Raw genomic sequence first — 20,033 nt, 5'->3', positions numbered from 1 at the left:
ATGGTGAGGGCATGCTGACCCCCGCCACCACCGGCGGATCGCCTGATCGTCACCGCCTGGTGGTCCTGTTCGGCGGAGTCTCGGCCGAACACGACGTGTCGTGTGTCACGGCCGCGCACGTCCTCGCCGCCGCCGATCGCGACCGCTACGAGATCGTTCCCGTCGGGATCACCCGCGAGGGGGCCTGGACCCGCAACGACGCCGCCATCGCCGCCATGGCCGAGCAACGCGCGCTGCCCGATCACCTCGAGCCTGTCGGCACGGCACTGCAACCGTTGGCCGCCGTCGCCGAGGGTGATCTGCCGGTGGTCGTGCTGCCGCTGCTGCACGGTCCGCACGGCGAGGACGGGACCGTGCAGGGCATGTTGGAGCTCGCCGGCGTCCCCTACGTCGGCAGCGGGGTGCTGTCGTCGGCGGTGTGCATGGACAAGGCGATGGCCAAGGTCGTCACGGCGCAGGCGGGGATCCCGCAGTGCCGGTGGCTGGAATACCGCGACGGCATCGGTGACCGCGCCGAGCTCGAGGCCCGCGCGATCGCCGAACTCGGCGTGCCGCTGTTCGTCAAGCCCGCGAATCTCGGTTCCTCGGTGGGGATCTCGAAGGCGCACGACGCCGCCGAGCTGACCGCGGCGATCGACCTGGCGCTGACCTACGACGAGGTCATCGTCCTCGAGGAGGCCGTCACCGGACGGGAGATCGAGGTCGCGGTGCTGGGCAACGAGGCACCCGAGGCGTCGCTGCCCGGCGAGGTGCTGCCCGGTGCAGAGTTCTACGACTACGCCGACAAATACCTCAACGGCACTGCGGGACTGCAGATCCCGGCGAAGCTGACCGACGACGAGATCGCGGAGGTCCGCGCGCTGGCCGTCTCGGCGTTCACCGAGATGCGCTGCTCGGGGATGGCGCGCGCCGACTTCTTCTACGAGGAGGGCGGTCGGGGCTGGCTCCTCAACGAGGTCAACACGATTCCCGGCTTCACGCCGTCGTCGATGTACCCGAAGATGTGGGAGGCGACCGACCTGCCGTACCGGGACCTCATCGACCGTCTGGTCGACCTGGCGCTGGCCCGCCACCGCCGTCGGTCCGGTTTCTCGACCTCGCACTGACGCCGCACACCGTGGACGACAACAAGGTACGCGGACAGATCTGGCGCGACGGCGAACCCGTCGACGGTTTCGAGTTGGCGAAGGTGTCGGACTGCATCGACGACCCCTCCACCATGATCTGGGCCGATCTCGTCGACCCGTCGCACGAGACGCTGAGCGCCCTCGCCGACGAACTCGACCTCAACCGCTGGGCGGTCGAGGATGCGCTCGCGGCGTCGGAACGGGTCAAGGCGACGGGCTACGCGCACCACACGTTCATCACCGTGTACGCGGTGGCGTTCGACGGCGCGGCAGCCTCGCCGGACTCCGAGCTCGATGTCGAGTTCGCCGAGAACGCACTGAAGGTGCAACGGATCTCGATGTTCATCGTGGGCAACGCGCTCATCACGGTCCGCCTCACGGCGGGGCGCGATGCGGCCGACGACCGGTCGGCGGTGTTCGACATGGACGACGTCGTCGCGCGGTGGGCCGAGATCGGGGGTCTCGAGCGCGGGGTGGGGTCGCTGCTGCACGGTCTCCTCGACGTCGTGGTCGATGGTCACTTCGAGGCCGTGCAGCAACTCGACGACGCGATCGAGGATCTCGAGAGCATGTTGTTCGACGACTCGACGGGGTCGCGATCGCTGCAGCGCCGCACCTACCTGCTGCGCAAGAACCTGGTGGCGCTGCGCCGGGTGGTGCTGCCGATGCGGGAGGTGGTGTCGCTGATCCAGCGTCGGCGCGACGCACTCGGCTCGTCCGACCGGCTCGACCCCGAGTTCACCGACCTCTACGACCACGTGCTGCGGGCGACGGAGTGGACCGAATCGCTGCGCGACATGGTGACCACCGTGTTCGAGACGAACCTGTCGCTGCAGGACGCACGGCTGAACACGGTGATGAAGAAGCTCACCGGGTGGGCGGCGATCATCGCCGTGCCGACGGCCATCACCGGCTTCTACGGTCAGAACGTGCCCTTCCCCGGGTTCGACCACACCGCCGGTTTCGTCACGAGTGTCGTACTGCTGCTGACCACGATGGTGGTCCTCTACGTCTTGTTCAAGCGCCGCGACTGGCTCTGATCCGCACGTCACGCCACGTGTCACCGCGGGCATTCCGCTCTCGGCGGAGCGGTATCTCACACCCGATGCGGACGTACCGGTCCGTACCGTGGAGGCATGCGAGTACTGGTCACCGGTGCAACCGGCTACGTGGGATCACGACTGATCACCGAACTGCTCTCCGCGGGGCACGAGGTGGTCGCGGCGTCCCGTAAGCCCGACGGTCTGGCCGCGTTCGGCTGGTACGACGACGTGTTGCCTGTGGCTCTCGACGCCACCGACCGGACCGCCGCGGCCACCGCCTTCGGCGCGATCGGCCACGTCGACGTCGTGTACTACCTCGTCCACGCGATCGGGCAGTCCGACTTCCGCAGCACCGACAACACCTCGGCCCGCAACGTCGCCGAGGCGGCCCGCGACGCCGGCGTCTCGCGCATCGTCTATCTCGGCGGTTTCGTGCCCGACGGCGAGAAGCTCTCCGAGCACCTGGAGAGTCGCGCCGAGGTCGCCGATCATCTGCGCGTCGACGACGGTCCCGAACTGGTGTGGTTGCGCGCGGCGGTCGTGGTGGGCGCCGGGTCGACCTCGTTCGAGCTCGTCCGCTATCTCGCCGACCGCCTCCCGGTGATCCCGCTGCCGGCCTGGGCCGACAACAAGATGGACCCGATCTCGGTGCGCGACATCTGCTACTACCTCGTCGCCGCAGCCGATCCCGACACCCTGCCCGCCGGCGACTACGACGTCGCCGGGGCCAACAAGTCGAGCTACCGCGAGCTGCTGTTCGCCTACCTGGCCGCAGCGCATCGTCGTCGTATCCCGTTGCCGCTGCGGGGATTCGGTACCGGGTTGGCGTCTCTGGTCAGCAGTTCGCTGGTGCCCGTCCCGACCGGTCTGACCGCCGACCTCGTCGCGTCGCTCGACTACCCGATGTACGCCTCGGAGGACCGGATCCGGTCGATCGTGCCCGACCCGCCCGGCGGTCTGCTCACCGTGACCGAGGCGGTCGAGCGGTCCGTGGCGAGCGGACCGGCGCTGCCGGTCAACCAGCTCACCGACATCCATCACCTGGCCGACTCCGACCCGGTGTGGGCCGGTGGCGATCTGCTGCGGGTGCGCCGTGTCGCCTCGACCCTGTTCGGCTCGGGCGGATGGGATCACGTGGAGAAGCTCGGTGCGGGTCTCGTGTTGTCCAACGGAACGGCGGCCGGCGCGGTCCGCACCGGCGTGGATCTGGCGCTGTCGTCCTTCAACAAGATCGCGCCGCGCGTAGGACGGTGACACGATGACGACGATGGTCACTCAGGGTTGGGACGAGTTGCGTGGCGCGGTGCTGCACCGCGAGCCCAGTCACCCGGGCGAGGATCCGGCCGTGATCCGCCGACGGCGCATCGTGGTCGTGGTGTTCCTGCTGATCGGCAGCGTGTTCCTGGCGTTGTCGCTCTCGACCGAGCCCGGCGCGTCGATCTTCTACGTCTACACCCTCGCCCTGGCCGCCACGTGGGTCATCGGGGCGGCACTGTCGCGACCGCTGCACCTCGGTCGCATCACGTGGCGTGGCCACCGGCGACGCCCGGTGCTGACCGGTCTCGGCGTCGGCCTCGGGCTCGGGCTCGTCTTCGTCCTCGGCGGACTGGTGGTGCGCCTCATCCCGCCGATCCACGATCTGATCGCCAACGTCTTCGAACACGCCACCAAGGGCAATCTGACCGTCGTCGTGGTCATCGCGCTGGTCAACGGCATCGCCGAGGAGATGTTCTTCCGCGGCGCCCTCTACTCGGCGCTGGGCCGGCACTACCCGGTGATCTTCTCGACCCTGATCTACATCGTGGTCACGCTGGCCAGCGGCAACCCGATGCTCGGTTTCGCCGCGATCCTGCTGGGTCTGGTCGCCGCCATCGAGCGCCGTGCCACCGACGGCATCCTCGCGCCCATGCTCACCCACGTGGCGTGGACCGCGGTGATCCTGTTGGCGCTGCCGCCCATGTTCGGGGTCTGAATCCGGCGTACCCGGCAGACCTGTTCATTCGGTCGTAAACTGCGTTCGTATGGACGCATCGGTATCCGGTGACATCACCCTGTCGGTCATCGTGGCGGCCAAGGACGCCGAGAACCTGATCGAGGACTGCCTGACCTCGGTGCTGCCACAGTTGCGACCCGGTGACGACATCGTCGTCATCGACGACCGTTCGTGCGACGCGACCGCCGAGATCTGTGCCCGCCTCGGCGTTCGCCTGCTGCTCAACTCCCATGCGCCCGGGCCCTACGGCGCGCGCAACCTCGGCGCCGCGCTCGCCACGACCACCGCGCTCGTGTTCTTCGACACCCGGTGTCGTGCGCTGGACGGCTGGCTGGAATCGCATCGTGACGCGCTGCGTGACGCCGACCGTCCGGTGATCTCGTACTCCGACATCGAGGTCGAGCAGACCGCCGACATCGCCGCCGCGATCGCCCGCCACCTCAACCCGTTCAGCGCCCGCACCTACGCCCACGCCGGCTTCTACCCCGCCTGCAATCTGGGCATCGATCGTGAATTCTTCTGGCGGGCAGGCGGGTTCGAAGAGATTCGCGGTGGCGCCGACGTCGGGCTGTGTTCTCGTGCCACCGATCTCGGCGTGGCGTTCGCCGTCGACCCGACCACGCGTGTGGTGTGGCATCCCCGTGAGCGATTCGCCGAACTGCGCGAGCAGTACCGGAGGTACGGGACGTCGAGTTTTCGCCAACGCCGACGCTGTGCGCCCCTGCTCGTCCTCGACACCGCCATCTTCCTGGTCCTCCGAGCACTCGGCACCGCGATCGGCCCACCGTCGTCGCGGTCGTCGCTGCGTGCCCGCCTCGGCGCAGGACTGATCCAGGCCGATTTCGAGGTGGCGGTTCTCCGTGCCGCCGCATCCGATGCGGCCGCGGCCCTGCGACGGACGGCCTGAGAGCCGAATCCGCTCAGGAATCTCTCGCCTGACGACCACGCCATAGACGGGCGCGTCCACACCCGGTCCATCCGAGGGCGGGTCCGTCGGAGCCCGGTGAGCTGTACTCATCCACTACTGGACGGCCACATCCTCGATATTACTTGGCCAGCCACACATATCCTGTTATTGTTTGGCCAGCCACATAAAACGATTATTCCGAGGAGACCCCCATGCAGGCCATTCAGTTCGATCGGTTCGGAACCACATCGGAACTGCACCTCGCCGAGGTCGACGTACCGCAGGTCGGTCCGGACCAGGTTCGCATTCGGGTGCGGGCCGCAGGGGTGAACGCGCTCGACGGGAAGATCCGTTCGGGCTCCATGACCGCCATCACGACGGCGTTCCCCTCCATTCCCGGCTTCGAGGTCGCCGGGGTGGTCGATGCCATCGGCGACGGCGTCGAGGACATCGCCGTCGGGGACGAGGTGTTCGGTTGGTCGTCCACCGGCGGCTACGCGGAGTACGCCCTCGCGGCAGTCGGGGAGATCGCGGTCAAACCGGCCGAACTCCCCTGGGAACAGGCCGTGTCGCTTCCCATCGCCGGCGCGACGGCCGAACGGGTTCTCGATCTGCTCGAGGTCACGGCCGGGGAGACGGTGCTGCTCCACGGCGCCGCCGGGGCCGTCGGCACCATCGCCGTGCAACTCGCAGCCGCACGCGGTGCCCGCGTCATCGCGACCGCCGGACAGGGCAATCAGCTGTACCTCGCATCGCTCGGAGCCACCGCCACCCTCTACGGCGACGGGCTCGTCGACCGCGTCGAGCAGTTGGCACCCGACGGTGTCGACGCGGTGTTCGATCTTGCGGGCAAAGGCGCCCTGGAGGACTCGATCACGCTCCGCGGCGGCACGGATCGGATCGCCACCATCGCCGACTTCCGCGCCCACGAGCTCGGGATCACCTTCGTCAGCGGGCCCACGCCACGCTCGCCGAGACGCCTCGCGGAGCTTGCCCGCGACGCCGCCGACGGGAGCCTCATCACCACGGTCACCACCTATCCGCTCGAACAGGCCGCCGCGGCCCAGGACGCGAGCGACGGCGGCCACACACGGGGAAAGCTCGCGCTGACCATCGCGTGACCTCGCACGTCCCCACCCATCCGACGCCACCCCTCCACACCAAAGGACCTCTCATGTACGACGCACTCTGGACCCCGGCCACTGTCGGCGCGACCGATGTCGCCAACCGCATCGCGATGGCCCCGATGACCCGCGACCGCTCCACACCCGAAGGCGTTCCGACCGAACTGAACGCCGAGTACTACGCCCAGAGGGCCTCGACCGGACTGATCATCACCGAAGGCACCCAACCGTCCGACGACGGCCAGGGCTACCTCCTGACCCCCGGCATCTACACCGACGCCCACGTCGCAGGCTGGCGCCAGGTCACCAGCGCGGTGCACGCCGCCGGCGGCAAGATCGTCATCCAACTGATGCACGTCGGGCGGGTCTCACACCCCGACAACACCCCGCACGGACGCCGGCCGGTCGCGCCGTCGGCGATCACCCCCGAGGCGTCGATGTTCACCGCGACGGGAATGCAGCCGATTCCACAGCCGCGGGAACTGTCGGGCCGGGAAGTGGCGCAGACCGTCGACGACTTCCGCGAGGCCGCCGCCGCGGCGATCGCCGCCGGCGCCGATGGGGTCGAGATCCATGGAGCCAACGGGTACCTGATCCAGCAGTTCCTCTCCGACAACACCAACTATCGCACCGACGCCTACGGCGGTTCGCTCGACAACCGGATCCGCTTCGCCGTCGAGGTCGCCACCGCGGTCGCCGACGAAATCGGTTCTGATCGCACCGGTTTCCGCATCTCCCCCGGTAACACCTTCAACGACATCGCCGAATCCGACACCAGCGAGCTCTACCCGGCACTCGCGGCCGCGCTCGCCCCATTGCATCTCGCCTACCTCCACGTCATGCATTCCGGCGACGACGCCCTCCTGACCACCATCCGGGACCTGTGGCCCACGACGGTGATCCTCAACCGCGCGGGCGCCGACATCGCCACCCGCGTTGCCGATGTGGAGAGCGGTGTCGCCGATCTCATCGCCATCGGCGGTCTCGCCCTGGCCAACCCCGATCTCGTGGCCCGGCTCCGACAGGGCGGACCGCTCAACGAACCCGACCCGAGCACGTTCTACGGCGGAGGCGCGGCGGGGTACACCGACTACCCGACCTGGCGGGCCGAGAATGGGGCACATGTCTGATCCCACCGCACCATCCCCCGGAGCTGTCTTCGATGAAGCGAACGTGAGTTACGCGATCTTTCAGCTCGCTCGCGCGCATCGCGGCTATGCCTCGGCGCTGCTGAGGCGGCTCGACCTGCACCCCGGGCAGGAACTGATCCTCATGCACCTGCATCAACGAGACGGCCAGACCCAGTCCGATCTGGTCGCCAACGTCGGTGTCGACCACTCCACCATGTCGAAAGCGTTGCGGCGCATGCACGATGCCGGCCTCGTGACTCGTTCGCCCGCCGAGTACGACCGCCGCGTCTCGGTCAATCACCTCACCGCCAAAGGCGAGGCGATGCGTGAACCGATCGCCGCGATGTGGCGCGACCTCGACGAGGTCACCACCGCCGACCTGACACCCGGCCAGTGCGCGTCGCTGGTGGCGACGGCACGCACGATCGTCGACTCCATCAACGCCCGACTGTCGCAGGCCGGGCCCACCGAGAGCGATGCACCATGAACGCCACCGCGCACAGTCCGTCCCGCCTCGTGGGCGACACCGGAACACGCCGCGGTCCGCGCAAACGTCGCGAATCGCGGCATCCATCGGCGGAAGTGGAGGGATTTGAACCCCCGGTCAGGGTTAACTGACGCTCGCTTTCAAGGCGAGTGCATTCGGCCGCTCTGCCACACTTCCTTCGCCGAGAAGGGTACGTCAGACCCGCATCGGGCTCGTCGAGGGTGATGGCACGGGCACGTGACCGATCGTTAGTGTCGTGTGTATGGACACCGCCGGTGATCGCGACCCTGTGGTGGTCGGACCCGCGTCGGCAGCACCGCACGTCTCGCCACGCGACATCGCCGACGGCATCTGCGTGCACCAGATCGGTGGGGGTCTGGGAAACCAACTCTTCGAGTACGCAGCAGGTTTCGCGCAATCACGGCGACTGGGCTGCCCGCTGTACATCGACGTGTCGGCGTTCTGCAGCTACGCGCAGCGCTCGTTCGAGATCGACGCACTCGGGCTACCCGGCACGCTGGTCAATCTCGACTACCCCCGCGCCGCCGCCGACGGTTCGGTGGGGTTGCGCCACCGGGTCGCGGCCGCGATGCCGCCGCTCGCGCGGCTGCGGATCTCGCGGGCGCCGGTGTTCCGGCCGGCGAGCCGGGAGGTCGACCCGTCGATCGACGCGATCACGCCGGGGACCACGCTGTCCGGGTATTTCCAGAGTCCGCGCTATTTCGGGGAGGCTGCCGACGAGTTGTTCGAGATCCTCGAGTCGGCCTTCGCACGCGCACGCGTCGACAGTCCGGCGCTACCGGGCGACTTCCTTACCGTGCACATACGGCGCGGCGACTACCTGCAGGCCCAGAACAGAGGGATCCACGGCCTCGCCGGACCGGGATACTTCCGTGCGGCGATGCACCGGGTGGCCGGCCTTCCGTCGACGCAGGTCCTCTTCACCGACAGCCCCGAGCTGCTCGCCCCCGACTTCGACTTCCTCGCCGACGCCGAGATCTACGACCCCGAGCTGGCGATGGGACCGGTCACCACGCTCGCCGCGATGGCGGCGGGACACGGCATGATCATGAGCAACTCGTCGTTCAGTTGGTGGGCGGCGTGGGTGATGAGTCGGCGCGACCCGAGCTGTCCCGTCGTCGCGCCGAGGCCCTGGCACGACGCCGGCCATGCCGCCACCGACCTCCTGCTCCCGCACTGGCTCACGCTGGACAAGCGGCTCTGACGGCCGGGGCCACCGACTGCTCGGCGGGGCCGGTCAGTCGGATTCGAGACCGTCGCGCACGCGGGTGAAGATGCTGCCGAGCTCGTCGAGTTGTTCGGTGCTGATGTGGGCGAGCAGATGCTTGCGGACGCGTCGGGAGTGATCGACCTCGGCGACACGCAGATGCTCGAGACCGCGATCGGTGATGCTGACCAGGCGATTGCGGGCATCGGTGGAATCGGGCAGCCGGGCGATGTCACCGATACCGACCAGCCGCGACACCTGCCGCGAGATGGTGCTCCGCGATCCGAGACCACTGCTCGACAGGTCCGACATGCGCATCGAGTCGTTCTCCGACAACGCCGTGAGCAGCAGGAACTCGCCGAGCGCGAGGTCGACATCGCAGACGAGGGCCTTGTCGAGGGTGACGAGCAGCGCGTGGGTGCCGTCGACGAAGGCGCGCCACGACCGCTGCTCCTCGGGCGACATCGACTCGCTGTCGGATGTCGCGTCGTGCGAGCGATCGTCGGTGACGGAGTGGAGGTTCGAGGACGCCGACGGGCCCGACCAGGCGTCGGAGTCGACCCCGTTCGGGGCCTCGTCCGTCTGCTGACCGATGCTGAACATGTGACCCCCGGAGTCGACGGCGTCGTGCGACAAACAGTTCGCGACGTCATCGAACGATACGACTCACGGCGACGGAAAACAGTCGGACGAACGCTCTACTTCGCGCGGCTAACTCTGTGTCGCAGCGGCCACGACCCGCGGCTCGCGTGTACCCGCCGATGTGACGGGGTAGAGATGACGGGTGACCTCCATGCGCACGATCGCCGTCCGCGGCGACGGATCCGACGCCGTCCTCGAACCCACCACCGCCCCGAAGCCCTCCGCCGGTCACGGCGAGGTCGTCATCGCCGTCGTCGCGGCCGGGGTCAACCGTGCCGACCTCATGCAACGACAGGGCCTGTATCCGCCGCCGCCCGGGGCCAGCGAGATCCTCGGCCTAGAGGTGTCGGGGACGGTCGCCGAACGCGGTGAGGGGGTGACCGGCCTCGCCGTCGGCGACGAGGTCTGCGCGTTGCTCGCCGGCGGTGGCTACGCCGAGTTCGTCGCCGTACCGGCCGGTCAGGTGCTCCCCGTGCCGGAGTCGCTCGACCTCGTCTCGGCCGCGGCGCTGCCCGAGGTCGCGGCCACCGTGTGGTCGAACCTGTCGATGACCGCCGGTCTCGCCGCCGACGACCTCCTGCTGATCCAGGGCGGCGCGAGCGGGATCGGCACCCACGCGATCCAGTTCGCGCGCGCACTCGGCGCCCGCATCGCGGTGACCGCGGGATCGCAACGCAAGCTCGATTTCTGCGCCGACCTCGGCGCCACCACCCTCATCAACTACCACGACGACGACTTCGTAAAGGTCGTGTCGGAGCTCGGTGGCGCGAACGTCATCCTCGACATCATGGGGGCGAAGTACTTGCAGCAGAACATTTCCGCCCTCGCCGACAGCGGCCGACTCGTCGTCATCGGGCTCCAGGGCGGCGCGACCGCGGAAGTGAACCTCGGCGCGATGCTCACCAAGCGCGCCACGGTCGCCGCGACCAACCTGCGCGGGCGTCCCGTCGACGGCCCGACCGGCAAGATCGCGGTGATGAACGGGGTACGGGAGGCGACGTGGCCGAAGGTCGCCGACGGCTCGATCCGTCCGATCATCGACCGCACCTTCGCACTCGCCGACGCCGATGCCGCGCACCGCCACCTCGACGGCGGCGACGCCATCGGCAAGGTGCTGCTCACGATCTGAGTTCCTGCCCGGTCGACGCAGTTACCTGCCCGATCGACGAACTTAACTGCCCGATCGATGCCTGGAAATGCCCGATCGACGGGAGGGTCAGGCGAGGGAGCCGAGGCAACGGACGAGCTGGTCGACCTCGTACGGGGTCGAGTACTGGCCGAGGCCGAGGGTGACCGCGCCACCGACGTCGCCGGCACCGATGCCGTCGAGCGCGCGGCTGGGTTGATCGGCGAGCGCACAGATGCCGTTGTCGGCCAGGCGCCGGACCACCTTGTCGGCCGACACCCCGCTGAAGGTGAAGCTGACCGTCGGCACGCGCGGGTCGCTGGTCCCGACCACACGGACGGTGTTGAGCTGCTCGAGGGAGTTCACCAGGTAGGTCAGCAATCGCTGGAGATATCCCGACAGGCTCGTCATCGAGGTGACGATCCGTTCGCGTCGGGTGCCGGTGGCGGCCTCGTCCAGACCTGCGAGGTGCTCGATCGATGCGACGAGTCCGGCCAGCATGGCGTGCTGGTGGCCGTCGACCTCCAGTCGCTCCGGGCCGACCGCGCGTGGCGACAGGCTCGCGGCGCGCACCCGGTCGAGCTGGTCGGGATCACGGAACACCATGGCGGCGGCCTGCGGGCCGCCCCACCGTTCGGCGGAGACCACGAGGACGTCGGCCTGGAGTTCGGTGATGTCGAGAGGCATGTAGGGCGCCGCGCTGGTGGCATCCACGACGAGCAGCGCGCCCACCGACTGCGCGACCTCGGCGACCGAACGGACGTCGGTGACCGTCCCGATGGTCGACGACGCGGCCGTCACAGCGATGACGCTGGTCGATTCGCCGGCGAGGTCGCGGTATTGCCAGGGCGGCAGCGCACCGTTCTCGATGTCGACCTCGGCCCACGACACCTTCGCGCCGAACCGGTCGGCCGCCCGTATCCAGGGGACGAGGTTGGCCTCGTCGTCGAGTCGGCTGACGATCACCGTCGACCCGAGCCAGACGCGAGGACTCATCGACTCGGCGAGGGTGTTGAGCAGGGCCCCGCGGCTCGGTCCGAGAACGACCCCGCGCGACTGTCCGCCGACGAGGTCGGCGACGGCGCCACGGGCAGCGTCGATGATCGCGCGCGACTGCAGTGCCGCGGGGTAGACCCCGCCCGGCGCGGACACCAGGGCCCGGAACGCCTTGGACACCGTCGATGCGACCGAGTCCGGGATCTGCATCCCGACCTGCGGATCGAGGTGGATCCATCCGTCGCCGAGCGACGGGAACAGCCCGCGCACCCGAGCGACGTCGTAACTCATGGCAGACACGATAGACCGTTCGCTTAGGTGATCCATACCAGCTCGTCACCGCAGGTGGGGACGGTGCCCACATGGCGTCGGACGCATATCGCACAATGGGTACATGACATCCCCAGTCTTCGGTTCAGGGTCGGACTCCACGGACTCCGACGACCGCATCGTGGTGGTCGGGCCCGGTGGCCCGACCGGCGCCGGCGACGACCACGAGGGGTCGGGTGGCCTCACCGACATGGTGGAGCAGCCGGCCAAGGTGATGCGGATCGGCACGATGATCAAGCAGCTGCTCGAGGAGGTGCGCGCGGCTCCTCTCGACGACGCCAGCCGCACCCGACTCAAGGAGATCCACCAGTCGTCGATCCGTGAACTCGAGGACGGTCTCGCGCCGGAGCTGCGCGAGGAACTCGAGCGGTTGGCACTGCCGTTCACCGACGAGTCGACACCCTCGGACGCCGAGCTGCGGATCGCCCAGGCCCAGCTCGTCGGCTGGCTCGAGGGACTGTTCCACGGCATCCAGACGGCCCTGTTCGCCCAGCAGATGGCCGCCCGCGCGCAGCTCGAGCAGATGCGTCAGGGACAGCTGCCCGGCCCAGGCGGCGGACCGATGTCCGGTGGACACGGCGTGACCGGCACCGGCCAGTACCTCTGACCTGCCGCGAGACCGTCGTCGCACGGCGAGGCCGGTAGGCTCGTGCACCGTGTCCACTGTTCTGCACGATGACGACGTCTCGCCGGCCGCGCCGGTCGCATCGGACTCGAGGACGTTCCGGCGCGCGTGGACCGACCTGCGCACCGGCTTCGGCCAGCGTGAACTGTGGGCCCTGCTCGGCTGGCAGGACATCAAGCAGCGCTATCGCCGATCCCTGCTCGGTCCGCTGTGGATCACCGTCGCGACCGGAGTCACTGCCGTCGCGATGGGCCTTCTCTACGGCGAACTGTTCGGCATCGACATCAAGACCTTCCTGCCGCACGTCACCCTCGGGCTGATCTTCTGGAACTTCATCTCCCAGTCGATCCTCGAGGGCTCGGTGGTGTTCTCCAGCAACGAGGGCCTGCTCAAGCAGATCCCGTCGGCGCTGAGTGTGCACGTCTACCGGCTGGTGTGGCGGCAGTCGATCATCTTCGCCCACAACATCGTGATCTACGCCGTGGTGATGGCGGTGTTCCCGCAGCCGGTGAACTGGACGATCCTGCTGATCATCCCGGCGCTGTTCCTCTTCGCGCTCAACGCGATCTGGGTGACGATCGTCTTCGGGATCCTCTCGACCCGGTTCCGCGACATCGGCCAGCTGCTCGCGACGGTGGTGCAACTGGTGTTCTTCATGACGCCGATCATCTGGACGACCGACAACCTCGGCCAGAACGCGAAGAACTCGGAGCGGCTCAAGCTGGTGGAGCTCAACCCGATGTTCCACTATCTCGAGATCTCCCGGGGGCCACTCGTCGGCGCGCACGTGGCGGCCTACCACTGGTTCATCGTGATCGGCTGCACGGCGGTGGGCTGGGCGGCCGCGCTCCTCGTGCTCCGCAACTACCGGGCCCGCGTGGCCTACTGGGTCTGAGGGGAACGCGATGAGCACAGTGCGGTTGGACACCTGGGGTGCGTGCGTCGACTTCCCCATCTTCGACGCGAAGACACGGTCGTTCAAGAAGTCGGTCCTCGGTCGCGCCGGTGGCGTGATCGGCTCGAACGAGTCGAACGTCGTCGTGGTCGAGGCGCTCAAGAACATCGACCTGCATCTCTCGCACGGTGACCGGATCGGTCTCGTCGGCCACAACGGCGCCGGCAAGTCGACGCTGCTGAGGCTGCTGTCGGGCATCTACGAACCGACGCGCGGGGCCTGCAAGATCTCCGGTCGCGTCGCGCCGGTGTTCGATCTGGGCGTCGGCATGGACCCGGAGATCTCGGGTTACGAGAACATCATCATCCGCGGCATGTTTCTCGGCATGAGTCGTCGGGAGATGCTCAAGAAGACCGACGAGATCGCCGAGTTCACCGAGCTGGGCGACTACCTGAAGATGCCGCTGCGCACGTACTCGACCGGTATGCGGGTGCGGGTGTCGCTCGGCGTGGTCACCTCCATCGACCCCGAGATCCTCATCCTCGACGAGGGCATCGGCGCGGTCGACGCCGACTTCATGCGCAAAGCCCGCGTGCGACTGCAGGATCTGGTGAAGCGTTCGGGAATCCTGGTGTTCGCCAGCCATTCCAACGAGTTCCTGGCCCAGCTGTGCGACCGGGCACTGTGGATCGATCACGGCCAGATTCGCATGGACGGTGGCATCGAGGAGGTCGTCGGCGCCTACGAGGGTCCCGACGCCGCACGACACGTACGCGACGTGATCGCCGATGTCGCCCGGGATGACAAGGCGCGCGACGATGCCGCGCGCGCCGGGTCGGCCGATCCGGCGTGACGGAGCGCGTTGTCGCGGTGGTGGTCACCCACCGTCGCGTCGAGCTGCTGCGACAGTCGCTGGCGGTGCTCACCGGCCAGAGCCGTCCCATCGATCATCTGGTGGTGGTCGACAACGGTGACGAGGCCGACGTCGCCGACCTCGTCTCCGGCCTCGACGTCCCGACCACCTACATCGGATCGGCCCACAACCTGGGCGGTGCAGGCGGTTTCGCCCTCGGGATGCTGCACGCCCTCGCCCTGGGCGCCGACTGGGTGTGGTGTGCCGACGACGACGGCCGACCCGAGGGACCCGAGGTGCTCGCCACACTGATGCGCTGCGCGACCGAGGGTGGCTACGACGAGCTGTCGCCGGTGGTCTGCAACATCGACGACCCCGACACCCTCGCGTTCCCGCTGCGACGCGGTGTCGTGTGGCGTCGCAAGCGATCTGAACTGTTCGCCGGGCCCGAGGAGACCGAGGAGGTCCTCGACGGGATCGCCTCGTTGATGAACGGCGCGCTGTTCTCCGCGCGCGCCATCGACGCCGTCGGCGTCCCCGATCTGCGCCTGTTCGTCCGCGGCGACGAGGTGGAGATGCACCGTCGTCTCGTGCGCTCGGGCATGCGCTTCGGCACCTGTCTCATCACGGCCTATCTGCATCCCGACGGGACCGCGGAGTTCCGCCCCATCCTCGGCGGTCGGATGCACACCCAATACCCCGACGACGCCACCAAGCGGTTCTTCACCTATCGCAATCGCGGTTACCTGCTGCACCAGCCGGGCCTGCGGAAGTTGATCCCGCAGGAGTACGCCCGCTTCGGGTGGTACTTCCTCGTGCAGAAGCGTGACATCGCGGGTTTCCGGGAATGGGTCCGCCTGCGCGGCCAGGGCCGGCGCGAGCACTTCACCCGACCCTGACGTTTCGCGCTCCGCTTTTCCTTGCCACGCTCCGCTTGCAAGTGGAGCGTCGCTCCACAGGTGGAGCGTGAACCATCAACCGGTGGCCGACTCCCTGCCGAATCAAACTAGAACATGTTCTAATCGAGGTGGATGTCGACCCACCGACGAGGAGACCGATCATGCGATTCACCTATGCCGAGGCGATGACGGATCCCCGCTTCTATCCTGATCTCGCGGTGGCGGCCGAGGAGGCGGGATACGAGGGGTTCACCATCCCCGACTCGCTGGCATACCCCGAGGAATCGGACTCCACGTACCCCTACACCGAGGACGGGAACCGCGAGTTCCTCGATGGCAAGGCGTTCATCGAGACGTTCATCCAGGCCATGGCGATGGGTGCGGTCACGAAGTCCATCCGCTTCAACCCGTTCGTGCTGAAGCTTCCGGTGCGGCCGCCGGTGCTGGTGGCCAAGCAGGCCATGTCGGTGGCGTTCATGACCGACAACCGACTCGCGCTGGGTGTCGGCACCAGCCCGTGGCCCGAGGACTACGACATCATGGGCGTCGACTACGCGCGTCGCGGCAAGCGGATGAACGAGTGCATGGACATCATCCGCGGGCTCTCGACCGGTGAGTACTTCGAGTTCCACGGCGAGTTCTACGATTTCCCCCGCATCAAGATGACCCCCGCACCCACGCAACCGATCCCGCTGCTGGTGGGAGGACACGCCGACCTCGCACTGAAGCGGGCGGTGGTCCGCGGCGACGGCTGGATGCACGGCGGCGGTCAGCCCGAGGAGCTCGACGCGCTCCTGACGAAACTGCACGACATCCGCAAGGGTGAGGGAAAGCTCAACGACCCCTTCGAGATCCACGTCATCTCGCTCGACGCCTACACCCCCGACGGATGCAAACGACTCGAGGACAAGGGCATCACCGACGTCATCGTCGGCTTCCGCATCCCGTACATCACCGGCCCCGACACCGAGCCTCTGCAGAACAAGATCGACAACCTACGGATGTTCGCCGACAACGTGATCAGCAAGGTCAATCCCTGACACGTGGCTCTACCCGATTCCGGACGGTCCCCTCAGACAGCCTGCGATGATCGTCGTGATGGGTTAGAACTGTCGCAGTGCCCATCGGGGCAGCGGGAGGAACATGCGGTACCAGCTCCTGGGGCCGCTCGCGGTGATGCGTGGGGACACGTCCTGCGAGCTGGGGTCTCCGAAGCAACGCTCGGTGCTGGCTCTGTTGTTGCTCGAGCGCGGTCGTGTGGTGTCCGCCGACCGTCTCTGTGCCGCGATCTGGGGCGACGATCTGCCGCCCAACGCGATGGCCGGCCTGCACGCCTACATCTCGCATCTGCGTCGCGTGCTGCGAGATCCCGAGGCCGGCACCTCCCCGATCGTGCGCCAGCCACCGGGCTACCTCATCGATGTGGCCCCCGAGCAGGTCGACGTCGCGGAGTTCCGCGCGCTCGTGGAGCAGGCCCGCGCCGACCTCGAGGCCCGGCGCGTGCGCGAGGCACTGGATGTGACCGCCCGCGCGCTCGCGCTGCACCGGGGAACGCTCCTGGCCGATCTGGCCGATCGTGACTGGGTGGCCACCCATGCCGTCGGTATCGCCGAGCTGGATGTCGAGTGCCGCGAGACCCGGATCACCGCGCTGCTGGCCACCGGGCAGATCGCGCCGGCGGTCGCCGACGCCGTCGACCTGCGGCGGCGGGCGCCGCTGCGCGACCGGGCGACCTGGTTGTCGATGCTCGCGCTGTACCGGGCCGGACGCTCGGCCGAGGCACTCGCGCTGCTCGGCCGCTACATCCAGCGCCTCGACGATGACCTGGGGCTGGCGCCGGGCCCCGAGCTCCGGGATCTGCAGGGCGCCATCCTCCGCCACGACCCCGCGCTCGCGTCCTGGCCCGACCGCCCCGACGCGGACCGTGCGACCCGCGCACAGGCCCCGACACCGCTCGTGGCCCGGGCCGAGCCGGCCACGTCGGAGTCGCCGACCGCGCTCGTCGGCCGTTCCCGCGAGATCGACATCATCGACCGCGTCGTGGCGGAATCGACGGCAGGAGTGAGCAGATGGCTCGTGCTGATGGGCCCGCCCGGCATCGGCAAGACACGTCTGGCCCAGTACGCCGGGTCCGCGACGGGCGATCGTGGCGGCCGTGTGGTGTGGGCGCGCAATCCCGAGGAGACGGCGCCGACGTGGTGGACCCTGCGGCAGATCGCGCGCGGACTCGACGCCGACACCGACGACCTGTTGATCGTCCCCGGCGGCGTCGACGCCGACACCGCACGTTTCGCGATCTACGAGCGCGTGCAGTCGATGATCGAGACAGCCTCGCGGACAGCGCCTCTCACGCTGATCATCGACGACGTCCAGTGGGCCGATCCCGCCTCACTGGGGTGCCTCATCTTCCTGGTCGGCGCTCTCGTCGAGACCCCGGTCACCATGGTCCTCACGCTGCGCGACACCGAGTCCCGGGGTGGCCTGCCACGACTGCTGGCCGCGATCGCCCGCGACGGCGGCAACCGACAGGTCGTGGTGCCGGCCCTCACCCACGACGATGTCGCCACCCTGGCCGATCAGGTCGCCGAGGAGTCGTTGACCGACCGCGAGCGCGGTGACCTCGCCGACCGCACCGGCGGCAACCCGCTGTTCGTGTCGGAGTACGCGCGACTGTCCCGCACCGAGCGGGCCGCCGGCGACATCCCGGTCGCGGTGCGCTCGGTGCTCGACCGACGCCTCGCCGCGCTGACCGAGCCGACACTCGAGGTGCTGCGGGTCGCGTCGGTCATCGGCGACGAACTCGACCTGCGGATCCTCATGCCCGTCTGCGAGTTCGACCCCCATGCGCTGGCCGCCCTGCTCGACGAGGCCGCCGATCACCGGATCATCACCACCGCCAGTGATTCCGGGTCGTACGTGTTCGCGCACGGACTGTTGCGCGACGAGGTCCTGACCTCCATGCGTCCGTCGCGGCGAGAGCTCCTACATCTGCGGGTGGCCGAACAACTGGGTGAGATGCGCGGCGGCGGTGACATCGTCGCGCGGCGTGCCCGACACCTCGTGGCCGCGGGCCCGCTCGCCGATCCGCTCGCGGTGGTCGAGGCGTGTTCGTCTGCGGCGGATGACGCTGCGGCGCGATGGAGTTCGGACACCGCGGCGCGGTGGTGGCGCGCCGCGATCGACGCCCACGATCGTCTCCCCGCCGACCGTCAGGTGGTGGCGCTGCGCGACGACCTGATCATGTCGCTGTTGCGCGCCGAAGCCCGTGCGGGTCGCGGACAGACCGTCCTCGACACCGCGGCGAGCCATCTGACCGAGGCCATCGACGCCGGACGTGTCGTCGCCACCGGGGCGCTGGCCGCGGCGGTGCTGCGATCGGGCGGCAGCTGGCCGTGGATGATCCCGAGCGAGAATCCCGGCCCGCTGATGGACATCCTCGAGCGGGGCCGGGAACTCACCGTCGGGAACGCCACCGCGCAGGCCTCGGTGTTGGCGGCACTGGCCGTGGGGCACTGCTATCACCCCGATCCCGCGGTGCCCGAGGGATATCTGCGCCGGGCTCGTGAGCTGGCCGACGAGCTCGGCGAGCCCGGCGTGCGCGCCGACGTGGACGCGGCGTATCTGCTGACCTATTGCGCTGTGCCCGAACGCAGCCGCGAGATCCTCGCGCGTGTGGACTCGGTGATCGCGGCGGATGTGCGGTCACCCGTCGACGCGGTGATCGGCCATTCGGTGGCCTCGATCGCCGCGCTGTACCTGGGCGATCTCCGACTGGCCGAGAACCATCTGCGCGCCGGCATCGAGGGCAGTGAGAAGTTGCGGCTTCCGGTGGTCCGCGCACAGCTGCGGTGGATGGAATCGACGCTGGCGCTGTGGCACGGGGATCTGGCCCGGGCGCAGCGCCATCACGCGATCGCCCGAGAGGTCCACGAGCAGACCGAGCTGTACGCGGCGGGCAGCGGCATGATCGCGCTGATGTCGCATGGTTGGGAACGCGGCGAGCTCGCCGACCTCGGTGTGGGCGAGCAGGATCCGCTGCGGTGGTTGCGCGAGGTGGTCGCAGCCGGCGACGACGTCGGGATGGTCGGGGTCGCCGCGGCCGGCGTCGCCGCGACCGCGGGTACCCGCACCGACCGGGTCACCGTCGAACGCCTCGTCGACCACTGGTGGCAGACCCGGATACCGCACATGTGGACCACGCTCGGCACCGACGCACTGCTCGCGCACGTTGTGGCCGACCACGGCCTCACTGACCACGTCGACCGCTTCGTCGCGGCCTTGACCCCGTTCGCCGACGGGGTGGCCGTGATCGGTCACGTCGGCTGCGCCGGTCCCGTGGCGCTCGCACTGGCGCGGCTGAACCTGGCCGCCGGCCGGATCGACCAGGCGCGCGACCGTGCACGGCAGGTCGTCGAACTCGGTGAGCGCACCGACGGGACACCGGCAGTACTGCGCGGCCGCGTCATCCTCGCGTCGTCGGCGGTCGGCCCCGATGAACGCGCCCGCGAGCTCGCCGGGGTGGCCGCCACCGCAACGCAGATGGGGATGTCGGGTCTCGCCGCCACCGCGGCGTCACTGGCCTGACCTCGGGGGACCCTCTCCCGCACGACTTCTCCAAGGTCTCTTCA

At 68.7% G+C, this 20,033-nt stretch carries 18 protein-coding genes and 1 tRNA gene; 16 read left to right on the top strand and 3 right to left on the bottom strand.

What is annotated here, in order from left to right; translation table 11 throughout:
- Positions 1-11 precede the first annotated feature (11 nt).
- The 8 genes from ASG12_RS02890 to ASG12_RS02855 all read left to right on the top strand — a co-directional run bounded on the left by ASG12_RS02890 (position 12) and on the right by ASG12_RS02855 (position 7,811).
- Complete coding sequence (locus ASG12_RS02890) at positions 12-1,106, top strand: D-alanine--D-alanine ligase family protein (protein WP_055784960.1); 1,095 nt, start codon at positions 12-14, stop codon at positions 1,104-1,106.
- An 11-nt stretch (positions 1,107-1,117) separates the two neighbouring features.
- The gene (locus tag ASG12_RS02885; protein WP_055784957.1) at positions 1,118-2,167 is read left to right on the top strand and encodes a magnesium transporter CorA family protein; all 1,050 of its coding nucleotides are present in this window, start codon (positions 1,118-1,120) and stop codon (positions 2,165-2,167) included.
- 96 nt (positions 2,168-2,263) lie between these two features.
- Positions 2,264-3,424, top strand: coding sequence for an NAD(P)H-binding protein (locus ASG12_RS02880; RefSeq protein WP_055784954.1), 1,161 nt, complete (start codon positions 2,264-2,266; stop codon positions 3,422-3,424).
- Positions 3,425-3,428: 4 nt separating this feature from the next.
- On the top strand, positions 3,429-4,142 hold the full coding sequence (locus tag ASG12_RS02875) for a CPBP family intramembrane glutamic endopeptidase (protein ID WP_045821104.1): 714 nt from the start codon (positions 3,429-3,431) through the stop codon (positions 4,140-4,142).
- Positions 4,143-4,191: 49 nt separating this feature from the next.
- A complete protein-coding gene (locus ASG12_RS02870) occupies positions 4,192-5,070 on the top strand; it encodes a glycosyltransferase (RefSeq protein WP_055784952.1) in 879 nt (292 codons plus the stop codon).
- Positions 5,071-5,282: 212 nt separating this feature from the next.
- Positions 5,283-6,191 carry an NADP-dependent oxidoreductase gene (locus ASG12_RS02865; RefSeq protein ID WP_055784949.1) on the top strand — a complete coding sequence of 303 codons (909 nt, stop codon included), beginning with the start codon at positions 5,283-5,285 and terminating at the stop codon, positions 6,189-6,191.
- Positions 6,192-6,244: 53 nt separating this feature from the next.
- Entirely contained in the window at positions 6,245-7,324 is a 1,080-nt protein-coding gene (locus ASG12_RS02860) for an alkene reductase (protein WP_055784946.1), read from the top strand.
- Positions 7,317-7,811, top strand: a complete 495-nt coding sequence (locus ASG12_RS02855) for a MarR family winged helix-turn-helix transcriptional regulator (protein WP_055787489.1) — start codon at positions 7,317-7,319, stop codon at positions 7,809-7,811. Before ASG12_RS02860 ends, ASG12_RS02855 begins: the two co-directional genes overlap by 8 nt.
- 90 nt (positions 7,812-7,901) lie before the next feature.
- On the opposite strand, the gene ASG12_RS02850 is transcribed toward ASG12_RS02855, so the two are convergent.
- A tRNA-Ser gene (locus tag ASG12_RS02850) sits at positions 7,902-7,988 on the bottom strand.
- A gap of 85 nt (positions 7,989-8,073) precedes the next feature.
- On the opposite strand from ASG12_RS02850, the gene ASG12_RS02845 reads away from it, so the two are divergent.
- A complete protein-coding gene (locus tag ASG12_RS02845) occupies positions 8,074-9,036 on the top strand; it encodes an alpha-1,2-fucosyltransferase (RefSeq protein ID WP_055784943.1) in 963 nt (320 codons plus the stop codon).
- A 33-nt stretch (positions 9,037-9,069) separates the two neighbouring features.
- On the opposite strand, the gene ASG12_RS02840 is transcribed toward ASG12_RS02845, so the two are convergent.
- Positions 9,070-9,642 (bottom strand): MarR family winged helix-turn-helix transcriptional regulator, encoded by a 573-nt coding sequence (locus ASG12_RS02840; RefSeq protein ID WP_156377896.1) that lies wholly within the window; start codon positions 9,640-9,642, stop codon positions 9,070-9,072.
- Between the two features lie 190 nt (positions 9,643-9,832).
- On the opposite strand from ASG12_RS02840, the gene ASG12_RS02835 reads away from it, so the two are divergent.
- Entirely contained in the window at positions 9,833-10,810 is a 978-nt protein-coding gene (locus ASG12_RS02835) for an NAD(P)H-quinone oxidoreductase (protein ID WP_055784938.1), read from the top strand.
- A gap of 87 nt (positions 10,811-10,897) precedes the next feature.
- Here ASG12_RS02835 and ASG12_RS02830 read toward each other — a convergent pair whose 3' ends face one another.
- On the bottom strand, positions 10,898-12,094 hold the full coding sequence (locus tag ASG12_RS02830; protein WP_055784935.1) for a cysteine desulfurase-like protein: 1,197 nt from the start codon (positions 12,092-12,094) through the stop codon (positions 10,898-10,900).
- 103 nt (positions 12,095-12,197) lie between these two features.
- Between ASG12_RS02830 and ASG12_RS02825 the strand changes: the two genes are divergently transcribed.
- From ASG12_RS02825 to ASG12_RS02800, 6 genes are all read left to right on the top strand, one after another.
- Positions 12,198-12,740, top strand: a complete 543-nt coding sequence (locus tag ASG12_RS02825) for a bacterial proteasome activator family protein (protein WP_055784933.1) — start codon at positions 12,198-12,200, stop codon at positions 12,738-12,740.
- A gap of 49 nt (positions 12,741-12,789) precedes the next feature.
- Positions 12,790-13,653, top strand: coding sequence for a galactan export ABC transporter permease subunit Wzm/RfbD (wzm, locus tag ASG12_RS02820; protein WP_055784930.1), 864 nt, complete (start codon positions 12,790-12,792; stop codon positions 13,651-13,653).
- Between the two features lie 10 nt (positions 13,654-13,663).
- On the top strand, positions 13,664-14,506 hold the full coding sequence (gene wzt / locus ASG12_RS02815) for a galactan export ABC transporter ATP-binding subunit Wzt/RfbE (RefSeq protein ID WP_045821094.1): 843 nt from the start codon (positions 13,664-13,666) through the stop codon (positions 14,504-14,506).
- Positions 14,503-15,405 carry a galactofuranosyltransferase GlfT1 gene (gene glfT1, locus ASG12_RS02810; RefSeq protein ID WP_055784927.1) on the top strand — a complete coding sequence of 301 codons (903 nt, stop codon included), beginning with the start codon at positions 14,503-14,505 and terminating at the stop codon, positions 15,403-15,405. The genes wzt and glfT1 overlap by 4 nt, the downstream gene beginning before the upstream one ends.
- 161 nt (positions 15,406-15,566) lie before the next feature.
- A complete protein-coding gene (locus tag ASG12_RS02805; RefSeq protein WP_055784924.1) occupies positions 15,567-16,445 on the top strand; it encodes an LLM class flavin-dependent oxidoreductase in 879 nt (292 codons plus the stop codon).
- Positions 16,446-16,548: 103 nt separating this feature from the next.
- Entirely contained in the window at positions 16,549-19,989 is a 3,441-nt protein-coding gene (locus ASG12_RS02800; protein ID WP_055784922.1) for a BTAD domain-containing putative transcriptional regulator, read from the top strand.
- The last annotated feature ends 44 nt before the right edge of the window (positions 19,990-20,033 follow it).

The organism is Williamsia sp. Leaf354, from assembly GCF_001424365.1.
Taxonomy (GTDB): Bacteria; Actinomycetota; Actinomycetes; order Mycobacteriales; family Mycobacteriaceae; genus Williamsia_A.
The sequence above is the reverse complement of the archived record's forward strand: the minus strand, read 5'-3'. Positions and strand labels throughout refer to the sequence as shown.

Bases quoted from the DNA above. Each gene is read 5' to 3' on its own strand.
- ASG12_RS02890 (WP_055784960.1), top strand. From the start codon at position 12: ATGCTGACCCCCGCCACCACCGGCGGATCGCCTGATCGTCACCGCCTG.
- ASG12_RS02880 (WP_055784954.1), top strand. From the start codon at position 2,264: ATGCGAGTACTGGTCACCGGTGCAACCGGCTACGTGGGATCACGACTG.
- ASG12_RS02875 (WP_045821104.1), top strand. From the start codon at position 3,429: ATGACGACGATGGTCACTCAGGGTTGGGACGAGTTGCGTGGCGCGGTG.
- ASG12_RS02870 (WP_055784952.1), top strand. From the start codon at position 4,192: ATGGACGCATCGGTATCCGGTGACATCACCCTGTCGGTCATCGTGGCG.
- ASG12_RS02865 (WP_055784949.1), top strand. From the start codon at position 5,283: ATGCAGGCCATTCAGTTCGATCGGTTCGGAACCACATCGGAACTGCAC.
- ASG12_RS02860 (WP_055784946.1), top strand. From the start codon at position 6,245: ATGTACGACGCACTCTGGACCCCGGCCACTGTCGGCGCGACCGATGTC.
- ASG12_RS02855 (WP_055787489.1), top strand. From the start codon at position 7,317: ATGTCTGATCCCACCGCACCATCCCCCGGAGCTGTCTTCGATGAAGCG.
- ASG12_RS02845 (WP_055784943.1), top strand. From the start codon at position 8,074: ATGGACACCGCCGGTGATCGCGACCCTGTGGTGGTCGGACCCGCGTCG.
- ASG12_RS02840 (WP_156377896.1), bottom strand. From the start codon at position 9,642: ATGTTCAGCATCGGTCAGCAGACGGACGAGGCCCCGAACGGGGTCGAC.
- ASG12_RS02835 (WP_055784938.1), top strand. From the start codon at position 9,833: ATGCGCACGATCGCCGTCCGCGGCGACGGATCCGACGCCGTCCTCGAA.
- ASG12_RS02830 (WP_055784935.1), bottom strand. From the start codon at position 12,094: ATGAGTTACGACGTCGCTCGGGTGCGCGGGCTGTTCCCGTCGCTCGGC.
- ASG12_RS02825 (WP_055784933.1), top strand. From the start codon at position 12,198: ATGACATCCCCAGTCTTCGGTTCAGGGTCGGACTCCACGGACTCCGAC.
- wzt (WP_045821094.1), top strand. From the start codon at position 13,664: ATGAGCACAGTGCGGTTGGACACCTGGGGTGCGTGCGTCGACTTCCCC.
- ASG12_RS02805 (WP_055784924.1), top strand. From the start codon at position 15,567: ATGCGATTCACCTATGCCGAGGCGATGACGGATCCCCGCTTCTATCCT.
- ASG12_RS02800 (WP_055784922.1), top strand. From the start codon at position 16,549: ATGCGGTACCAGCTCCTGGGGCCGCTCGCGGTGATGCGTGGGGACACG.